The organism is Anaerobacillus sp. 63XJN7_4_ISO-PGPR-S23-413 (assembly GCF_056173725.1).
In genome coordinates this window covers 775,922-794,383 of sequence record NZ_CM149688.1, presented here as the reverse complement: position 1 = coordinate 794,383, position 18,462 = coordinate 775,922, and the positions used below count along the sequence as shown (strand labels likewise).

Genomic DNA, 18,462 nt, shown 5'->3' with positions numbered 1-18,462 from the left:
GAAAATAAAAAAAGCCGAAAAGAACCAGGTTCCTGGTTCTTTTCGGCTTATCACTGGTTCTATCGCCCAGTTTATTTCCACCTAATCTTAATTTGGTTTCATAATAATCGTAATGTAGCTTTTATCTAAAGTAAAATCCCAGTCTACGAAGATATCCTCCACTTTTGCCGAAAGAATCGATTCGAATTGATGATCGTGTAACAACCCTTTTTCAAGTCGTCTTTTCGTTAACTTGAGTTCCTCTTCAAAACCATCGCGAATTAACTCTTTTTCAATCCGAACGAGAATACCTTCTCGAAGAACAACTAACGTACGATCATTCAACTTACAAGAGTCTACGTTTTCAGGTGCTTTTTCTGCAAGCTTACTAACGCGAATGATCTGATCATGAACTTGCTCTTTTTCTTTATACCCTTCAAGTTCGCGTCCTTCAAATGAATTCACTTCTTTCATCACACCAACAATGATACCTGATCGGTTATGAAGCGACCAATCATGGTAGAACGATTCAATCTCAATATCCGCCATCACACGGATAGACGCTTTGATCTCAGGAAGTAATCCAAGCATGAGAAGATCTCTTGTTTCTTCTACACGCATATCTTCTTTCTGATCGACTAGAACGCGTTCCATAGGTGCTAGAAAGTCACGAAAATAGATTGTCATGTAAGGCTCTTGAATCGACACATAAACAGACGATGGCCCTTTTCCAAAATTATCTCTTAACAGCTTGCCAACATAGCTGGCAATTTCAGCTTCATTTGATTTCCGTTCCATTAAGTTCATCCTTTGTTTAGACAGAAACATATTATTCCCCGTCCAGTAATCATTATAGTAGTCTTTCCTAATCAATGAAAGAATATGGATTGATTTTGATATTTCAATTAGATGACAGTGTGTTGTGAACGAAAGAAAATTCCTATTAGAACTGATTCAACACTTGATCTAATCCATTAGGGTAACAGTATTCTATATCATTAAGTATGTCTTCGACCGCTAACCACTCTGCCACAGCATCCCCTTCAATAAAGGAAAATCTTTCTTTCATATAATGAGCCTCATCAATAAACGAAACCGTATACAATTGAATCAATTCATGAGACCATTTCTGATCGATTTGAAACCTATTTTCGAGACACGTTATGTATTTCTCTACTTTTATATCAATACCTAGCTCTTCTTTAAATTCTCTCACAACCGTTTCATTAGAGGGCTCTCCTAACTCTATATTCCCACCTAATGGTCGATAATAACCTCCTAAACCATTTGAGTGCTTACCATAAAATGCTTCAACAAGAATCTTATCTTCTCTAAATAGAAGGCCGAGCGCTTTCACTTTAATCACATCGAGTTACCTCCTATTTTGATTCTTCTTTTTCCTCTTCATCACTAACCAGACGACGCGCTGAAATACCACAGCAAGGGCACCGAGAGACATGATCATTCCAGGGCGTGCCGCTCGATCATCTTCAAACAGGAAAATAAGCAGAATAGCAATGAGAACGAGAGAAAGAGTAAGAGAAAAGAGCACACCTTTTTTCAATTCGAAGTCCTCCTTTTAGGCAAGTAAGATGACCGCGGAAATAATCTACTTTCACATACACATTACCACTTAAAGCACCTTAATGACACTGAAAAACCAGAGGACATTACATCCTCTGGTTAATCCCTCTCTTACTTAAAAATTTGATCGATTCGCTGTACTTCTTCACTCGTTAACTTCACATCAAGCGTTTTTAAGTTATCAACAACCTGCTCTTGACGTTTGGCTCCTGGTATTAGGACATCAATGCTATCACGAGTTAAGTACCATGCCAGCACCATATGAGGAACTTCAACGCCTTTTGCGTTTGCCATTTCGCGAACCTGGTCAACCTTCCTAAGATTCTCTTTAAATGCCTCCCCCTGGAATAAAGGATCCTTAGCACGAATATCATCGAAGGTTGTATTCTCATCATACTTACCAGCTAGAAGTCCTGAGGCAAGAGGGAAATATGGAACAAAAGAAATGCCTTGTTCTGCCGTATAAGGAAGGAGATCCTCCTCAGCTTCGCGATGGAATAAGTTATAGTGACTTTGAAGAACGTCAACATAGCCGTCTTTATTCGCTTCTTTCAACTGCTCCAAGTTGAAGTTAGATACACCAATAGATTTAATCTTGCCTTGATCTTTCAATTCCTTTAGAGCTCCTACTGCTTCGGCTTTCGGAGTATCTTCGTCAGGAAAATGAATGTAAAATAAATCGATGTAATCTGTTTGGAGGCGATTCAAGCTATTCTCAACTGATTGCTTCAAGAAAGCTGGTGAATTATTTAAAACAACCTCTTCCCCCTTAAATTCATGAGCCCCTTTCGTAGCGAGGACGATATCGTCGCGACTGCCTCGCTCTTTAATGACTTGACCAACGAGCTCTTCTGAACGCTCTGGTCCATATATATAGGCTGTATCAAGTAAGTTAATGCCATTATCAAGTGCTGCCCTTACGAGATCTTTCCCAGTTTCTTCATTTAAGTTCGGATAAATGTTATGTCCACCAACTGCGTTCGTACCTAATCCGATCGGATTTGCTTGTAAACCTGATTTTCCAATTTGTACTTTTGCCACTTTCATTCATCCTTTCTATTAAAAGCTTCGCAAAAGTACATTACCACTTCTTACTAATTGGAAAACATCGCTACGCGTTTTCAATACGATTTTTTAATTCTTCAAAAGCTGGTTTCGCTATTAATTCGGATCGCATCAAACGCGAACGAATGCCATCCAACATCCCTTTCTCCTTATCATTCATCCGTTCAACATCAAACTTTTTATGAAACACAGTATAAAGCTCAAAGTCTCTTAAACGCAGGAAGTAAGGAATGGTCTTGAGCCACTCGTCTGAGACGTGAATTTCTTCTCGATATCCTTTCAAAAATGAACGTAAAAATTCTGTCGCAAAGGTTGAACGCTCCGTAAGCGAAGCTGTTCCACATTTTTGCCAGACAGCATAATAAACGGGGATCGCAATATCACTAATATAGTAGTGATACATACTATCGTCGAAATCGAAGAGATGAATACTCTTACCATCAAAATGAAAATTGCCATAATGGACATCTGAGTGAATGAGACCAAACGTTTTTCCTGTTTCATGAAAGGTCTGTATCTCTTCAATTAGTCGTTTACCTTCTATAATAATTCGAGCATCCGCTGTTTTTGAAAGATACCGATCGAATTGAAGCAGGTCACCTGCATCCCATCTCTGTCGCTGAACTGAAACCTGATTTCTCATGGAAATACCGTGCAGTTTCCCAATTTCCTTTCCCCATGCTTCGAACAAGGGAGATCCAAATATAGGATCATCAACTTTAACCGCTCTTCCCGGCACTTTATTAAATAGACAGGCAAAGAACTGCCCATTTGCTGACGAGAAGATCTCAATCATTTCATTGTATTTTGAAGGGTAAGCGCGCGCTACATGAGCCCCTTCATCGTATAAATGATTGACCCATACAAGTTCCGACTTCACTTCTTCTATTGTGCGATGTGAGCTATGAGTAAAGCGAAGGATCCAGAAGTTGTTTTTTTCTTCTACTTCAAAAACATAGTTTTCGAAATCCCCTAGCTTTTTCACACCTATCTTCTGAATACCAAACCGATCAATCGCTTCATCGACAAACGTTTGGGAGAACATTGCTTCAATCCACGCTTCCATCTCCACAACCTCCTTGTTTTCTACTATAATAATTTCGACTCTCGTCTCACATTTCCTTTTAAACAGAAAAACGCCCCCAATAGTGGGAGCGTTAACTGTTATTCTGTCTCTTCTGTAACAAGTTTCAAAGGCACTGGTATCGTTTCGTCTACTTCGTTTCCTTTTAGTACATCGACGCCTGCCTGAACAGCAAGAGAACCGATCTCTTCAGGTTGCTGTGCCACTGTTGCAGATAGCTTACCATCTTTAATGCTATTAATCGCATCTTCGTTACCATCAAATCCAACAACTAGAACATCTTTACCTGAGCTTTGGATTGCCTGAATAGCGCCTAGCGCCATCTCATCATTATGAGCAAATACGGCTTTAATGTCCGGATTACCCTGAAGCAAGTTTTCCATCGTATTTAACCCTTCCGTACGATCGAAGTTCGCTGTTTGTTTTGCCACAACATCAAGCTTTTCATCCGCAATATTATGGAATCCTTGACCACGTTCACGAGTAGCGGAAGCACCCGGTACACCTTCAAGCTCAGCTACTTTAGCTCCTTCACCTAGCTGTTCAACAAGAAACTCTCCAGCCATTTCTCCTCCTTTTTCATTATCAGAGGATACGAGAGTCGCCACATCACCTTTTTCAGCTGAGCGATCAAGAGTAACGACGGGAATACCGAGGCTATTCGCTGATTGTACAGCTGTTGAAATCGCAGCTGAGTCCGTTGGATTAATTAATAGAACGTCGACTCCTTGTTGAATAAGATCTTCTACATCGTTAATCTGTTTTGCCGCATCATTTTGCGCATCGACAACAACAACATCCATTCCATTTTCCTTTGCTTCTGCTTCGACGCCATCTTTCATCGAAACAAAAAATGGATTATTTAACGTTGAAACAGATAAACCAATTTTAATATCTTCTATATCCGTTTCCTGACTCGGTTTCGCCCATTCAGGTGGCTGAAGCGAACACGCTCCAAGCACAAGCAGTGACAAACTAAGCAGAAGTGGCAATAGCTTTTTCATAGTAATCCTCCTAAGCTGCTTTTTTACGATCAATTAGTACAGCAATGATAATAACAATACCCTTAACAACCATCTGGAAGAATGAAGATACTCCGAGTAGATTTAAACCATTGTTTAACGTACCGATAATTAAGGCACCGATTAACGTACCAACAATTAATCCTCGTCCTCCGGAGAGGCTTGTTCCGCCTAGTACTACAGCAGCAATGGCATCAAGCTCATAAGATGTACCTGCCGTCGGTTGTGCTGAATTCAATCTAGACGTTAGAATTGCCCCCGCAAGAGCTGACAGTAGACCTGCAAGTGAATAGATCATCACTTTAATTTTATCGACTTTAATGCCTGAAATAAGGGCAGCTTTCTCATTACCACCAATGGCATAAGTTTTTCGTCCGAATGGAGTTTTATGAAGAATAATCCAAAGCACTGCGAAAGAAAGCAGCATCGTGATCGCTGGAACTGGAATACCGAGGAAATAACCTCTTCCAAAAAGTTGGAAAGCATAGCTATCGCCGAGACCTGTAATTGGATTTCCATCCGTGTACACTAGCGTTAACCCTCTGAACATCGTCATCGTTGCGAGCGTTGCAATAAATGGTGCCATCTTTCCCTTTGTAATTAATAGTCCGTTAACCATGCCCATTAAAGCACCAAGCAATGAACCAATGAGAATAGCTAGAATCGGATCAATTCCGGATACCATCATCCCAGCCATAAGCGCACTTGATAGCGCTAGAATCGAACCAACAGATAAATCAATCCCACCTGTTAAAATAACAAATGTCATGCCATACGCAATTAAAGCATTGATCGCTACTTGTCTAAGTAAATTCAATAGGTTTAGTGGTTCTAAAAAACTCGGATTCATGATGGAAACGGTTACAACTAAAACGAGTAAGCCTAATAGCGGTCCAAGCTTCTGCATGATATTCCCAACATGGTTTGTTTTTAGCGCATTATTCATCTTCTTGACCTCCTGTTGCCAGCGTCATTATTTTCTCTTGCGTTGCTTCTTCTTTTAATACTTCACCAGTCATATGACCTTCACGGAAAACAAGAATGCGATCGCTCATTCCGAGCACTTCAGGTAACTCTGAGGAAACCATAATGATCGCCACTCCTCGATCGGTTAACTCATTCATTAACTGATAGATTTCGCGTTTGGCGCCCACGTCAACACCTCGTGTTGGTTCATCAAGAATGAGGACTTTTGGACCGATACCAATCCATTTCGCAATAACTACTTTTTGCTGGTTACCTCCAGAAAGGTTTTTGGCACTTGTTTTAGCTGACTCCGTCTTAATCGTTAGTCGTTTAATCAACAGCTCCACGAAATCTTCTTCACTCTTCTCATTGATTATCCCTTTTGGTGCAAAGCTATAGAGACTTGGTAAAGCAATGTTATCTTTTAGCGAGAAATCGAGCACAAGACCTTCTTCTTTCCGATCTTCCGTAATAAAACCAAGTCCCAACTGAACAGCCTGGTGAGGACTTTTAATAACAACTTGTTTGCCATTCAGTAGAATGTCACCAGTATATTTCCCATCGAGTCCAAAAATGGTACGCATGATTTCCGTTCTTCCTGCACCCATTAGTCCGGATACACCAACAATTTCCCCTGATCTTACTGAGAAACTAACATTCTCAAACACACCTTTTCTGGATAAACCCTTTACTTCCAACATCGTTTCTCCAAGCTTAGGTGACCGTTCAGGGAAACGATCCGTTAATTCTCGCCCCACCATTTTGCGAACAACTTCGTCAAAGCTCGTTTCTGGAATAGGCTTTGTATCGACTGTTTTTCCATCTCGCATAACCGTAATGCTGTCACAAATGGTGAAAATCTCTTCCATTCTGTGAGAAATGTAGACGATGGAAACACCGCTTTTCTTTAGAGAGCGAATCACCTGGAACAACGTTTGTATTTCGCGTTCTGTTAACGCTGCAGTCGGCTCATCCATGATAATTACTTTCGCATCTGTCATTAACGCTTTGGCAATTTCAATCATTTGCTGTTGCCCAACCGAGCATTTCCCAGCTTCCTGCTGAAGAGGAATCGAGATAGCTAACTTCTTAAATTGCTCATTCGCAATCGCTTTCATTTTTTTCGTATGAATGAGTCCCAAAGATGTAACCGGTTCCTTATTGATGAATAAGTTCTCCAACACCGTTAACTCTGGCCAGATGTTCAGCTCTTGATGAATAAAAGCGACACCGTTTTCTTCTGCTTCTTTTGGGTTATCAAAAACGCGTTCTTGTCCATATATCACGATTGTTCCGCTGTCTTTCTTATGAAGACCTGTGAGAATGTTCATGAGCGTCGATTTCCCTGCTCCATTCTCTCCCATAAGCGCATGAACTTCGGCATCCTGGATGTCAATGTTCACTCCTTCAAGTACTTTATTTGCGCCAAATGCTTTATGAATTTCCTTCATGCTAATTTGCATGCTGCTCACCTCGTTTAAAAGATTACCCCTGAATGAAGAATACAGTTGGCATATGGCGTTGTCTCGCCTGTACGGATGACAACTTTTGCTTGCTTCGTTTTCTCCTTAAATACTTCATGATCCACATAATCTTGTTCTGTATCTTGAAGCTTACCTTTTAGCCAATCATATACCTTCTGATTGCCTTCTATTTCTTTAGCAAGCGTGACGCGTTCAACAACCATTTCATTTAGAAGTTCGTTCACAACGTCAGTAAAAGCAGGCTGCCCTGGTTTTAAGGCAAGGTCGATTTTCTTCACATCGTCAGGAACCGGGAGACCAGCATCTGCAATGACAATCTGATCTGTATGCCCAAGATCTGCAAGTACTTTAGAAATATGACTATTTAACATTCCTCTTCGTTTCATTCTGATAGCTTCCTTTCAACTTCTTCACGGGTAGGCATGCCGCCCTGTGCTCCAAAACTAGTAACTGAAAGAGAAGCGGCACGATTGCCAAACGTAATGCTTTCTATCAGGTCCTTGCCTTCGGCGATCGCTGTACCAAACGCTGCGTTGAACGTATCTCCTGCCCCTGTCGTATCAACAGCTTTCACTTTAAAGGAAGGAACTAGCACCTCTTCTTTCCCATTGAAGTAGCGTACGCCAGCTGCCCCTTCCGTAATGAACACTTTTTCAGGATAAGTACGTAACGATTCACTAAGAGGCTGACCATTAAAAAGAACGTCCGCTTCATGTTCGTTTGGTGTGATATAGGTTGCACCGTCAATCACCTTTTGTGAGATTTCCCTTGCAGGTGCTGGATTAAGTAGCAACGGAACCTGCTTTTCCTCACATAGCTCTGCTACATATTCCACCGTTTCTTCAGGTATTTCTTGCTGAATCATCACTAGATCACAGCTATCAATGAGCTTAGCTGCTTTAGTGATATATGAAGGGGTAATATGATCATTCGCTCCTTTGACAACAACAATACTGTTATCACCTTCTGCAAGAATAATATGAGCTGTTCCACTCTCCACACCTGTAACCGGTTCCACATAGTCGGTTTTAACACCATTCTTCTTAAAGTTATTTAAGATTGCCTCACCGTAATGGTCATCTCCTACACAGCCAATCATATAAACTTCTGCACCAAGACGCGCTGCAGCAACGGCCTGATTAGCCCCTTTACCCCCTGGAACAGTTTTGAATGATTCTCCTAATACCGTTTCTCCTGCTCCTGGACGTTTCTTAGAAGTAACTACTAGATCCATTGAAGAGCTTCCGATGACCGCTATTTTAGCTTTACGCATTTGGATCAACCTTTCTTGTCGTATTTCGTTCTATTAATGTCACTGGTAATTGAATCGTTTGATCAATTTCTTTTTCTTTGCGGATCATTCGCAAAAGTAACTTTGCTGCTTCTTTTCCCATTTCGTATGCAGGCTGCCTGATCGTTGATAAAGACGGGTAGGACAGGCTACTGAATGGGATATCATCGTAACCAATTAATTGTAAGTCGTCAGGTATGCTTCTTCCAAGACGAAGGGCTTCATGCAAAATCGCAATGGCAACAATATCATTACTTGCAATCACTCCGTCCGTATCTGGATGCTTTGCAATAAGCTCTTCAGCCCATTTGCCCGCATCATCAAATGCATAAGACGTTGTCGAGAGAACAGAGAAATCAACTTCTGCTTCACTTAATTCTGCAAGTGCTCCTTGAAAGCGATCCATGGCAGGCTTTACATGTGCAGGCCCTTTAATGAGAGTAATTCTTTTGGAGCCTCTCTCAACTAGTGCTCTCGCTGCAAGCCGCCCCCCTTCGATTCCATCTGCATAAACAGATGGATGTTGTGTTGACACACGATCTAGAAAGACGACAGGTAGATCAAGATTTGTATAATTCTCATTGTCTGTATTGTTTGTTGCTGAAATCATACCAACAACTTGATTTTGTAAAAAGGTTTGAATGTAATCCAACTCTTTCGTTGCTTCTTCATCGCTATTTCCAAGTAATAACCTGAATCCTGCTCGATTGACTTCATCCTCTATCCCCCTCGCTAACTGAGGGAAAAAAGGGTTCGTAATATCTGGGAGAAGCAGTCCGATAAGCCGTGATTCTCGTTTATAGAGTGAGCGCGCTACTTCATTTGGACTGTAGTTCAAGCTTTTGATCGCATCCATCACGCGTTTTCTCGTTTCTGCACCAACGTAACCATTATCGTTTAATACACGAGAGACGGTAGCAACAGATACGCCTGCTTGCTCTGCTACATCTCGAATTGTAGCCATTTGCTTCACTCCTTCAACATTGTGTAACCGGTTACAGATAATTTACCACAAGCATGAATCCGCTTGCAAGTTTTTTTCTTATATTTTCGACTGACATGTAGGACAGAAGTATAATCTTCTTGATCCCGCTTTGATTTTTTGAATCTCTGTTCCATCAATTCGGCACGGCTTTCCTTCACGATTAAAGACCCAGTGCCTGTATGTCGAACGCGCCTGCCCTTTTTCTTTTAACTTCATAGCAAGATCAATATCGTTTGTAATCCCGTTATGCTTATATGGCCGTTCAACAAGAGTGATCGTTGCCTCAGCAGCTTTGTCTAATTGCTGATCTGTGCAGTCCATTGGACGTAAATCAGGATGAATTCCTGCCAGAAAGAGAATTTCACTTCTTAAATAGTTACCAATTCCACCTATAAACGATTGATCTAATAGTAATGATGTCCACTTTTTTCTACGAAACTCCTGTGATTCAAATCGTTCCTTCAATTGTTCAGCGCTTACTTCCTCACTAAGCAAATCCGGTCCAACTTTTGCTATAAATGGATGAAGAGGCACTTCTTCATCGCGTAGAACTTCAATATCTGATGCACTATAAAGCAAAGCTGACTTCTTCTCATTATGTAGCGCTAAGCGAAGCTGCCGATTTGTTTTTGGATAGTTGTAGGCATTACGAATCACCCATTTTCCATATAGCTGGTTATGGGAATATATTGTATAGCCGTTATCGAAACGAATGAGCATTGCCTTTCCTTTCGTATCTACCCTCTTCACCTCCGCTCCACTTAATAAGGATTCATAGCCCTTTAGCTGTTCGAATGCAAAGAAAACATCCATCACGCGTCCTTTCAGTAATGCTTTTTCCACCTGATCAGCAGCTCTTCTAATTTCTGGACCTTCAGGCATAATCTATGACCTTCTTTCTGGATTCGTAGATTTTTTCATTTGATTTGAAGAGGGATGGTTTAGGAACAAAATCCTTCAATGATAAAATTTTCCCCTTCCTTCTATAAACTAAACGGCTGAAGGGGCTCTCCAATGGAGAACCCCTTCAGTGATACCTACTAGTTTTTTTTCTTATCCACCAATGGTCTTGCGGATCCCTAATACTTTTTCTAACTCTGATTTCTTTTGATTCTCCACGAGAATATAAAGCACATCGTTGACTTTGATTTTGGTATCTCCAGATGGCGCAATCAGCTCATCTCTTCGAATAATCGCACTAACGAGCACTTTATCCGGGAAGGATATATCGGATAGTTCTTCTCCAATCAATTTAGAAGAAGAAGTAATCGTATAGGGAATCATTTCTGCATTTACCGTCGTCGATGAAACCAGCTCTAGAGAATGAGAAGGCACATGTACCTCAGGACCTGTTAAACCTAACTTTTTTCCCACAAATGGAATGGTTGCCCCTTGAACAAGAGCTGATGTAAGGACAATAAAGAATATGAGATTAAAGAAAAGCTGGCTATTTTCTAACCCTTCAAGTAGTGGGAAGGTTGCTAACACAATCGGTACAGCCCCTCTTAATCCTGCCCAAGCAAGGAAGCTTTTTTCTTTTATTGTAAATTTAAACGGAAGACTCGAAAGAAACACTGCAATCGGACGAGCAATAAAAATCAAGATGAGAGAAAGGGCTAATCCTTTTAATACAATCCAAGTTGAGAATAATTCAGAAGGATTTACTAGGAGACCTAGCATAATAAACATCAATATTTGCATCATCCATGCAATTCCATCATGAAACCGGAAAATCGCTTGTCCATACGGAAGACTTTTCGTATTACCAAGGACAAGGGCAGCAGCGTAAACGGCAAGCAGACCGCTTGCGTTAATCAAATCTGTCGCGCTGTATGTAATTAAGGCAATGGCAATCGAAAGAACAGGATATAAACCGTTCGATCCCAACTCAACTTTCTTCATTGCCCAGGATGCTAAATACCCGAATAGTACGCCTAATAAGAGTCCAGCTCCCATTTGCCAGAAGAATGAAAGAATCACAGATGCACCAAATGTTTTCTCTCCGATGGCAAGTTGTAATAAAGCAAGTGTTAGAAACATCGCCATCGGATCATTCGAACCCGATTCAGCTTCGAGCGTAGATTGTAGTTTCCGCTTAATGTTTTTTCCCTTCAATACGGCAAAAACAGCGGCAGCATCTGTTGAGCCTACAATCGCACCTAGAAGCAGCGCTTCATTCCAATTAACATCCAAAATCATTTTGGCAGCTACACCAAATAAGCCTGAAGTCACAAGGACCCCTACTGTTGCCAATGATAATGAAATAGGAAGAACAGCCTTTGTACGACGCCATTCGGTTTGCAAACCACCATCAAATAGAATGAGTACGAGTGCTAATATCCCAAGTGACTGCGTGAGTGACGCGTTATCAAAATAAATATACCCCAGTCCGTCGCTACCAAATATCATTCCAACGATAATAAATAATACGAGTGCCGGTACGCCTAAGCGAGAAGAAAACTTCGCCATGAAAACTCCGCCAATTAAAAAGATGGCGCTAAATAAAATGACTATATTCGTCTCCATCGATTTCCCTCCCTTCTATAAATGAACATCAATTTTCAGTTTCGGAATCTGAGCAGAATTTATACCAATATATTTTAATGTTTCACTTCTAGTTGCATGACCATATATCTTCTGAATTAATGACACAGCAACTCCCTGTTGAAAGGCATGATAACCAAATGTTTTCCTTAAACTATGGAAACTAATCGGTTGATCTAATCCCGCCTCTTTCCCAGCTTGGGATAAGATTCGATGAACCTGCTGTCTTGTAATGGGGTGTGTCGGGTCTTTTTTCGTATGAAAAAGATAATAGTTTGTCTTTTGAGGTCGATTATCCATGTAGCGTGTAAGCGCGCGCTTTACTTCTGTATTGAGGTAAATATCTGTAGTTTCTGTGATAGAGGATTCAAGATAATCTTTGAAAGACTCATTGTTCATAACATCATGAAGAGTGAGATGTAAAAGAGGTGTTAAACGAATACCGGTATTAATACTGAGAATAAAAAGCAAATAATCTCGTTTTGATCGATTTATTAACGCTTCTTTTAAATGATAGATCTGTTTTGTATTTTGAATAGCTTCGACGGCATTCACTCTTATCACATCCTTTAATGTGACTCAATTGTATCACAGCATAGGTTATGTCACTATTGATATGCTTCTTTGAAAGAATGCTCCTCTGTAAAAAGGAATTCGTGTCTCTTTCGTAGTATAATAACTGTGTAGGAATAAAGGAGGGCTCTCAATGAATCTAACAAATTGGTTTGACCAGGGTATGACGATGCAACAATACATTCATAGTATGGACGAGCATAAAGGTGATTTATTAACCATCTACAATCATTTCGAGCTCGAAAAATCCAATCTTGAATTTCTTCATTCTCTTCAATCTGAGAAACTACGTGCCCTTGTGATAACGGCTGACTGGTGCGGTGATGCGATGGTAAACCTTCCTATTTTCATGAGAATGGCTAATGAGGCCTTAATAGAATGCAAATATTTTATCCGCGATAACTATCTTGAATTGATGGATCTCTATTTAACGAATGGAACAGCGAGATCGATTCCAATCATCGTTTTAATTGATTCAGAGGGTAATGAAGTTGGAAGATGGGGACCACGTGCTCCTGAAGTTCAAGCTTATGTGGACCAAGCCAAACAGGCCCTTCCTCCAAAAGGAGATCCGAACTTTAAAAAGGCCTTTCTTTCTTTTATAAGCGAAACGACTGAACGTTTTACGACTGATCATGACATGTGGACGCATATAAAGGATGATATGCTCGCAATGCTGAGTCAATCGGTAACAGTCACAAAATAATAAATCCAAAGCCTGGCAAATGCCGGGCTTTTTTCATGCCATTATAAAATGCTCTATGCAATTCACTAATGTTGACAGTCGACACCAGTCGCATTAGACTTGAGGGTATAGATTTTTCCTGAAGGCAAAAAATATGACGATAGGAAATAATAGATAGATTCTTAGAAGGAGAGTTTACTCATGGGTGATTGGATTGTTGGATTAAGCCCTGTAACACAGGCATTCTTATTTACGTTGTTTACATGGGGCGCCACAGCACTTGGGGCATCTTTTGTATTCTTTACTAGAACCGTCAATCAGAAAGTCTTTGATGGTATGCTCGCATTCGCAGGCGGAGTTATGATCGCTGCAAGTTTTTGGTCCCTGCTCAGTCCCGGAATTGAAATGGCTGAACAACAAGGAGTACCAGGCTATATTCCTGCAGTTGTTGGTTTTCTATTAGGAGGGTTTTTCCTTCTTCTCGTAGATCGCATCTTGCCTCACATTAATGAGGATTTGTACTTTAAAGAAATTAAAGATAAAAAAGCAAAACACCGCACAGCGATGCTTGTTTTCTCCATTACAATGCACAATATTCCAGAAGGTCTAGCTATTGGTGTAGCATTCGGAGCTGTTGCTGCAGAATTTTCAACCTCCACACTTGCTGGTGCCATTGCGCTTGCAATCGGTATCGGGATACAAAATATCCCTGAAGGAACCGCCGTTGCTGTTCCACTTCGAGGTGACGGTATGTCCAGAGCCAAAAGCTTTTTCTACGGGCAGCTATCAGGAATTGTTGAGCCAATTTCTGCCGTAGTGGGTGCCTTAGCGGTTATCTACATTCAACCTTTACTACCGTATGCACTAAGCTTTGCTGCTGGAGCAATGATTTTCGTAGTAGCTAAAGAAATCATCCCTGGCTCACAAGAAAAGGGGAATGTGCAGATCGCATCCATCTCATTAATGATCGGTTTTTCAGTCATGATGGTCCTTGACGTAGCACTAGGTTAAGAAAGAAAGGCGCATCATCCGTAATAGGATGATGCGCCTTTTCTAATACCTTTAGTAACTGTTTCTGGTTTTAGCACAGCATTTTAAAATGCATAGCGAAATAGTCCATAATAGAGTGGAATAAGCATTATGATCGAAAAGATAACGGTTGTCATCTTTACTGTTTTCTCACTCATTCCCTCAATCGCTTCATCACTTTGATCAAAGTAGAGGACAAATAGAAGATCCCAAAGTAAACCAAGGAAAAAAACAAATTTCCATAATAGCGCTGGGCCTATGCTGATTTCAGTAACATATCCAAATAACCCTGTCCAAGTTGTTGCTGACACGAGAAAGTCTATCTTCATTGAAGCGGTCTTATACTTTCCTTTTAACAAAAATCCTATCGCTGGTGCTCCAAGTACTCCAAGATACAAAATCCATAAAATATCCGACATTCTCAATCCTCTTTCGTTCACAAGTTCGTGACATAGGAGCCTAAGTCTACCTCGAAACTAAGCACATACACCTTTAGTCTACAAGAAACATAGGCAATAGGGATATAGTTACTTTTTAATTTCTGAGGAAATCAGAGTTTAAGAAGATTGTTTTTGACGATTTTCTTTCTTCTCTTTAGAAGCTTCGGCTAATTTTTTTAGTAACGTTTTTTCTCTTTTTCCTTCTGCTTCTTTCGCTTCATTACGTAATGATTTAAACAGATTAACGCACATGATAATCAAGATTACTGTAAACGGTAACGCAGCAACAAGCGAAGCTGTTTGAAGTCCCTGAAGACCACTACTAATAATCAATACTGCTGAAATAGCAGCAATAAGCGTTCCCCAAACAAGCTTTGAAAATAAAGAAGGATTCAAATCACCGTCAGAGGTCATCATACCGAGAACAAAAGTAGCCGAATCCGCAGAAGTAACAAGAAAGACGCAAATCAAAAAGATAGATAGCGTCGATAACACCTGAGTTAACGGAAATTGTTCAAGCGTCACGAATAATGCACTTGTCACATCCTCATTAACAGCATCGGCAATCGCTGTTCCTTGAAATAGATCGAGATGGAAAGCCGCTCCTCCGAATACAGCTATCCACACCATAGCAATAAACGGTGGGACAATCAGCACCCCAAAAATCATTTCGCGAATGGAACGTCCTTTAGAGACACGAGCAACGAAAGCTCCAATAAATGGCGACCACGCAATGACCCATGCCCAATAAAACACGGTCCATTCTTTCACCCATGTTCCACCTTGATAAGGGGTCATAAAGAAACTCATTTCAATGAACTTCTGAATATACCCACCTAATGCTAATGTAAAGCTCTCAAGTATAAAAACAGTTGGTCCAAGAAAAAGAACGAATAGCATTAAGATAAGAGCTAAAGCCAAATTTAAATTACTTAAGTACTTGATGCCTTTGTTTAATCCTGTAGTTGAAGATGCCATATACAAGACGAAAAGAATGGCAGTAATGCTAATTTGAACGACTGCATTTTGCGGAAGTCCGTACATATAATCCAGCCCACCATTGATTTGCAAAATACCAAATCCAAGTGATGTGGCTACACCCATCACGGTTGCAATGACCGCAAGAATGTTAATGATCTTCTTCCACGATGCATTACTTCCTGATTTAGACTTACTTGAAATCGTTTCACTGATTAAGCTTTTACGACCTTTTCTATATTGGAAATAAGCCATCACAAGCCCTACAACCGTAAAGACCGACCACTGGTGAATTCCCCAATGAAAAAAAGAATAGCGCATGGCAAGCTTTGCTGCCTGCTCTGTCTCTCCTTCAACACCAAAACCTTCTGGTGGGTTAGCGAAATGCGTCATTGGCTCTGCGACACCCCAGAAAACAAGACCTACCCCAAAACCAGCACTAAACAGCATGCCAATCCAGGTGAAGAATGGATATTGAGGTTTCTCATCATCTGGACCTAAGCGAATTTTACCGTATTTACTAATAGCTAAATAGAAACAAAAAACCACGAAGAAAATAACCGCTATTAAGTAAAACCAGCCAAATGCATTCGTTGTAAACGAGTAAACTGAGCTAGCTACGGATGCAAATGACTTAGGTACCACAGCTCCCCAAATCACAAGTAACAATACGACTATACCCGATACCCAAAAGACCGGGTTCTTTCTTTGACTTTCCTTTTCTTTCATAGATCTCTCCTTTCAGATTGGTAGCAAAATCAAATTCAACATATCCCAATCATTTTTTCACTAGTCTGACTACATTATCATTTACCCTTATAAAATTCAAACTAACCAGATTTACCCTTTTTTCTCCAAATTTCAGACAAACAAAAAATCGACTTTAGCAGTCGATTTCAATCAAACATCACTTATGTGACCTTCTATTATACATCCAAATAAAGGGTTTGCTTAGGAAGAGTCGGACGAGAAACTTTTACACTTGGATCACTGAACTCCATCGATTCAAGAATTTGTTCTTCAGAAAAGCCGGTCATTTGAGAAAGCTTCCGAATATCTATCTTCTTCTTAGATAATCGTCTCGAATGTTGAATCGCGACCTGTGTTTGATGATGCACAACGGAATACCGATGCGTAAAAGTCCCCACAGAATGTTTCACAGCTAATCCCCTTCCGTTAGTGAATTAATGAAATAACTTCCATAAAAAATTAATTACGGTACAGTTACCCCATCTTCTATAAACTAAACTGGGTATTACGTCTCGCCCGAATCATTCTTCTCATCCAAACCTATACGGTAGTCCCTCTCACCAGTCTTATAATTAGAAATATTTAGGACAAATCTCTTGCTTAAGCCGAAGCTGCTTTGCTATGGTAATGTTCTGATTTAAAAAAGGGGGACATGATCATGAGATCGAATCGTTTTTTACTGTTGCTCGTTTTGATAGTTGTATCAATTCTAGCAGCGTGCAGCAATAATAGCTCTGAAGAAGAAAGAGACACTGCTTGGGAAGAGATCCAGGATGCTGAGTCAATTAAAATAGCGACTTCTGGTACACTTTATCCAACTTCTTATCATGAGCAAGAAACAAACGATTTAACCGGCTTTGATGTAGAAATTGTGAAAGAACTGGCCAACCGTTTGGATTTAGAAGTGGAATTTGTTGAAATGGGTTTTGACGGAATGCTGACAGCTGTTCAAACAGGAAAAGTCGATATGGCGGCTAACGATATCGGCATTACAGAAGAGCGCAAAGAAAAATTTGCACTTTCTACGCCATACAAACATTCTTACGGCACGGCTATCGTTCGTGCGGAGGATCTATCTGGTATAGACTCAATCGACGATTTAGAAGGAAAGAAAGCAGCCGGTGCAGCTACAACGAACTTCATGAAACTCGCAAAGGAAAAAGGCGCTGAAGAAGTAATCTATGATAATGCGACAAATGAGCAATACCTTCGCGACGTTGACAACGGAAGAACCGATGTCATTTTAAATGATGTTTACTTGCAGCGATTGGCTCTAGCGGCATTTCCTGAACTTGACCTTACCATTCACCCTGCTATTCAATATATGCCAAGTGAAGGCGGTCTTTTGATGAATAAGGAAAACGAAAAGCTTATTACTGAAGTGAATGAAGTAATTGAAGAAATGCTTGAAGATGGAACGATTCGTGATCTATCAAAGACGTTCTTTAACGGGGCTGATGTAACAGAACTCCCAGAAGATATTGAATTCCAGAAATAACTTACGTCTCTTATAGTTAAAAAGCAGATTTTAGACAAGAAAAAAAGCCGTTCTCCTTTGTTGGAGAACGGCTTTCATTTGTTACACAGCTTTTGCATTAATTTCTACATCAATGTTGCCTCGCGTTGCCTTGGAGTAAGGGCATACTTTGTGAGCTTCTTTTGCGAGCATTTCTGCATCTTCTTGGCTTACACCTTTAATTTCTACATTTAAAGCTGCGCCGATTTTAAAGCCATTGTCAGCTTCATCTTTCAATAAGCTAACATCTGCTGTGATTTTCGAATCAATATCCATCTTCTTCTTAGATGCCACAAGATTTAATGCACCATCATAACAAGCCGCATAAGCAGCAGCAAACAGTTGCTCAGGGTTTGAGCCAGTTTCGCTTGATTTTTCTGTTGGCATAACAAGATTTAAGTCAATTAAACCGTCCGAAGATTTAACTTGTCCATTACGTCCGCCTTCTGCAGTTGCTTGTGAAGTAAACATTACATTACTCATTGAA

The 18,462-nt window shown here is 40.4% G+C and carries 21 protein-coding genes; 3 read left to right on the top strand and 18 right to left on the bottom strand.

What is annotated here, in order from left to right:
* Positions 1–87 precede the first annotated feature (87 nt).
* The 14 genes from AC0VYO_RS04370 to AC0VYO_RS04305 form a co-directional block, all read right to left on the bottom strand.
* Positions 88–777, bottom strand: a complete 690-nt coding sequence (locus tag AC0VYO_RS04370) for a Na-translocating system protein MpsC family protein (protein WP_430243768.1) — start codon at positions 775–777, stop codon at positions 88–90.
* Positions 778–922: 145 nt separating this feature from the next.
* Positions 923–1,345 (bottom strand): NUDIX hydrolase, encoded by a 423-nt coding sequence (locus AC0VYO_RS04365; protein ID WP_430243769.1) that lies wholly within the window; start codon positions 1,343–1,345, stop codon positions 923–925.
* Positions 1,346–1,351: 6 nt separating this feature from the next.
* Complete coding sequence (locus tag AC0VYO_RS04360) at positions 1,352–1,543, bottom strand: hypothetical protein (protein ID WP_430243771.1); 192 nt, start codon at positions 1,541–1,543, stop codon at positions 1,352–1,354.
* Between the two features lie 131 nt (positions 1,544–1,674).
* Positions 1,675–2,610, bottom strand: a complete 936-nt coding sequence (locus AC0VYO_RS04355) for an aldo/keto reductase (RefSeq protein WP_475368472.1) — start codon at positions 2,608–2,610, stop codon at positions 1,675–1,677.
* 64 nt (positions 2,611–2,674) lie between these two features.
* Positions 2,675–3,694, bottom strand: a complete 1,020-nt coding sequence (locus tag AC0VYO_RS04350; RefSeq protein ID WP_475366659.1) for a phosphotransferase enzyme family protein — start codon at positions 3,692–3,694, stop codon at positions 2,675–2,677.
* Positions 3,695–3,792: 98 nt separating this feature from the next.
* The gene (rbsB, locus tag AC0VYO_RS04345) at positions 3,793–4,716 is read right to left on the bottom strand and encodes a ribose ABC transporter substrate-binding protein RbsB (RefSeq protein ID WP_194220397.1); all 924 of its coding nucleotides are present in this window, start codon (positions 4,714–4,716) and stop codon (positions 3,793–3,795) included.
* Positions 4,717–4,726: 10 nt separating this feature from the next.
* Complete coding sequence (rbsC, locus tag AC0VYO_RS04340) at positions 4,727–5,680, bottom strand: ribose ABC transporter permease RbsC (RefSeq protein ID WP_194220396.1); 954 nt, start codon at positions 5,678–5,680, stop codon at positions 4,727–4,729.
* Positions 5,673–7,163, bottom strand: a complete 1,491-nt coding sequence (locus AC0VYO_RS04335) for a sugar ABC transporter ATP-binding protein (protein ID WP_475368471.1) — start codon at positions 7,161–7,163, stop codon at positions 5,673–5,675. The genes rbsC and AC0VYO_RS04335 overlap by 8 nt, the downstream gene beginning before the upstream one ends.
* 14 nt (positions 7,164–7,177) lie before the next feature.
* The gene (rbsD, locus tag AC0VYO_RS04330) at positions 7,178–7,570 is read right to left on the bottom strand and encodes a D-ribose pyranase (protein ID WP_475366656.1); all 393 of its coding nucleotides are present in this window, start codon (positions 7,568–7,570) and stop codon (positions 7,178–7,180) included.
* Positions 7,567–8,457 carry a ribokinase gene (gene rbsK, locus AC0VYO_RS04325; protein WP_430243777.1) on the bottom strand — a complete coding sequence of 297 codons (891 nt, stop codon included), beginning with the start codon at positions 8,455–8,457 and terminating at the stop codon, positions 7,567–7,569. The genes rbsD and rbsK overlap by 4 nt, the downstream gene beginning before the upstream one ends.
* Positions 8,450–9,439 (bottom strand): LacI family DNA-binding transcriptional regulator, encoded by a 990-nt coding sequence (locus tag AC0VYO_RS04320; RefSeq protein WP_475368470.1) that lies wholly within the window; start codon positions 9,437–9,439, stop codon positions 8,450–8,452. The genes rbsK and AC0VYO_RS04320 overlap by 8 nt, the downstream gene beginning before the upstream one ends.
* 78 nt (positions 9,440–9,517) lie before the next feature.
* The gene (gene nei / locus AC0VYO_RS04315) at positions 9,518–10,342 is read right to left on the bottom strand and encodes an endonuclease VIII (protein WP_475368469.1); all 825 of its coding nucleotides are present in this window, start codon (positions 10,340–10,342) and stop codon (positions 9,518–9,520) included.
* Between the two features lie 171 nt (positions 10,343–10,513).
* Entirely contained in the window at positions 10,514–11,986 is a 1,473-nt protein-coding gene (locus AC0VYO_RS04310; RefSeq protein WP_303530342.1) for a potassium/proton antiporter, read from the bottom strand.
* Positions 11,987–12,001: 15 nt separating this feature from the next.
* Positions 12,002–12,559 carry a tyrosine-type recombinase/integrase gene (locus tag AC0VYO_RS04305; protein WP_430243780.1) on the bottom strand — a complete coding sequence of 186 codons (558 nt, stop codon included), beginning with the start codon at positions 12,557–12,559 and terminating at the stop codon, positions 12,002–12,004.
* A 151-nt stretch (positions 12,560–12,710) separates the two neighbouring features.
* On the opposite strand from AC0VYO_RS04305, the gene AC0VYO_RS04300 reads away from it, so the two are divergent.
* Together AC0VYO_RS04300 and AC0VYO_RS04295 are read left to right on the top strand one after the other, a co-directional pair.
* Positions 12,711–13,283 (top strand): thioredoxin family protein, encoded by a 573-nt coding sequence (locus tag AC0VYO_RS04300; RefSeq protein WP_475366653.1) that lies wholly within the window; start codon positions 12,711–12,713, stop codon positions 13,281–13,283.
* 180 nt (positions 13,284–13,463) lie between these two features.
* The gene (locus tag AC0VYO_RS04295) at positions 13,464–14,273 is read left to right on the top strand and encodes a ZIP family metal transporter (RefSeq protein ID WP_430243784.1); all 810 of its coding nucleotides are present in this window, start codon (positions 13,464–13,466) and stop codon (positions 14,271–14,273) included.
* Positions 14,274–14,356: 83 nt separating this feature from the next.
* On the opposite strand, the gene AC0VYO_RS04290 is transcribed toward AC0VYO_RS04295, so the two are convergent.
* From AC0VYO_RS04290 to AC0VYO_RS04280, 3 genes are all read right to left on the bottom strand, one after another.
* Complete coding sequence (locus tag AC0VYO_RS04290) at positions 14,357–14,710, bottom strand: hypothetical protein (RefSeq protein ID WP_303530348.1); 354 nt, start codon at positions 14,708–14,710, stop codon at positions 14,357–14,359.
* 138 nt (positions 14,711–14,848) lie between these two features.
* Positions 14,849–16,438, bottom strand: a complete 1,590-nt coding sequence (locus AC0VYO_RS04285; RefSeq protein WP_475368468.1) for a BCCT family transporter — start codon at positions 16,436–16,438, stop codon at positions 14,849–14,851.
* A gap of 197 nt (positions 16,439–16,635) precedes the next feature.
* Positions 16,636–16,869, bottom strand: coding sequence for a hypothetical protein (locus tag AC0VYO_RS04280; RefSeq protein ID WP_475366652.1), 234 nt, complete (start codon positions 16,867–16,869; stop codon positions 16,636–16,638).
* Positions 16,870–17,117: 248 nt separating this feature from the next.
* Between AC0VYO_RS04280 and AC0VYO_RS04275 the strand changes: the two genes are divergently transcribed.
* Entirely contained in the window at positions 17,118–17,957 is an 840-nt protein-coding gene (locus tag AC0VYO_RS04275) for a transporter substrate-binding domain-containing protein (RefSeq protein ID WP_475366651.1), read from the top strand.
* Between the two features lie 81 nt (positions 17,958–18,038).
* On the opposite strand, the gene AC0VYO_RS04270 is transcribed toward AC0VYO_RS04275, so the two are convergent.
* Positions 18,039–18,458 carry an organic hydroperoxide resistance protein gene (locus tag AC0VYO_RS04270; RefSeq protein WP_194220382.1) on the bottom strand — a complete coding sequence of 140 codons (420 nt, stop codon included), beginning with the start codon at positions 18,456–18,458 and terminating at the stop codon, positions 18,039–18,041.
* Positions 18,459–18,462: the final 4 nt, after the last annotated feature.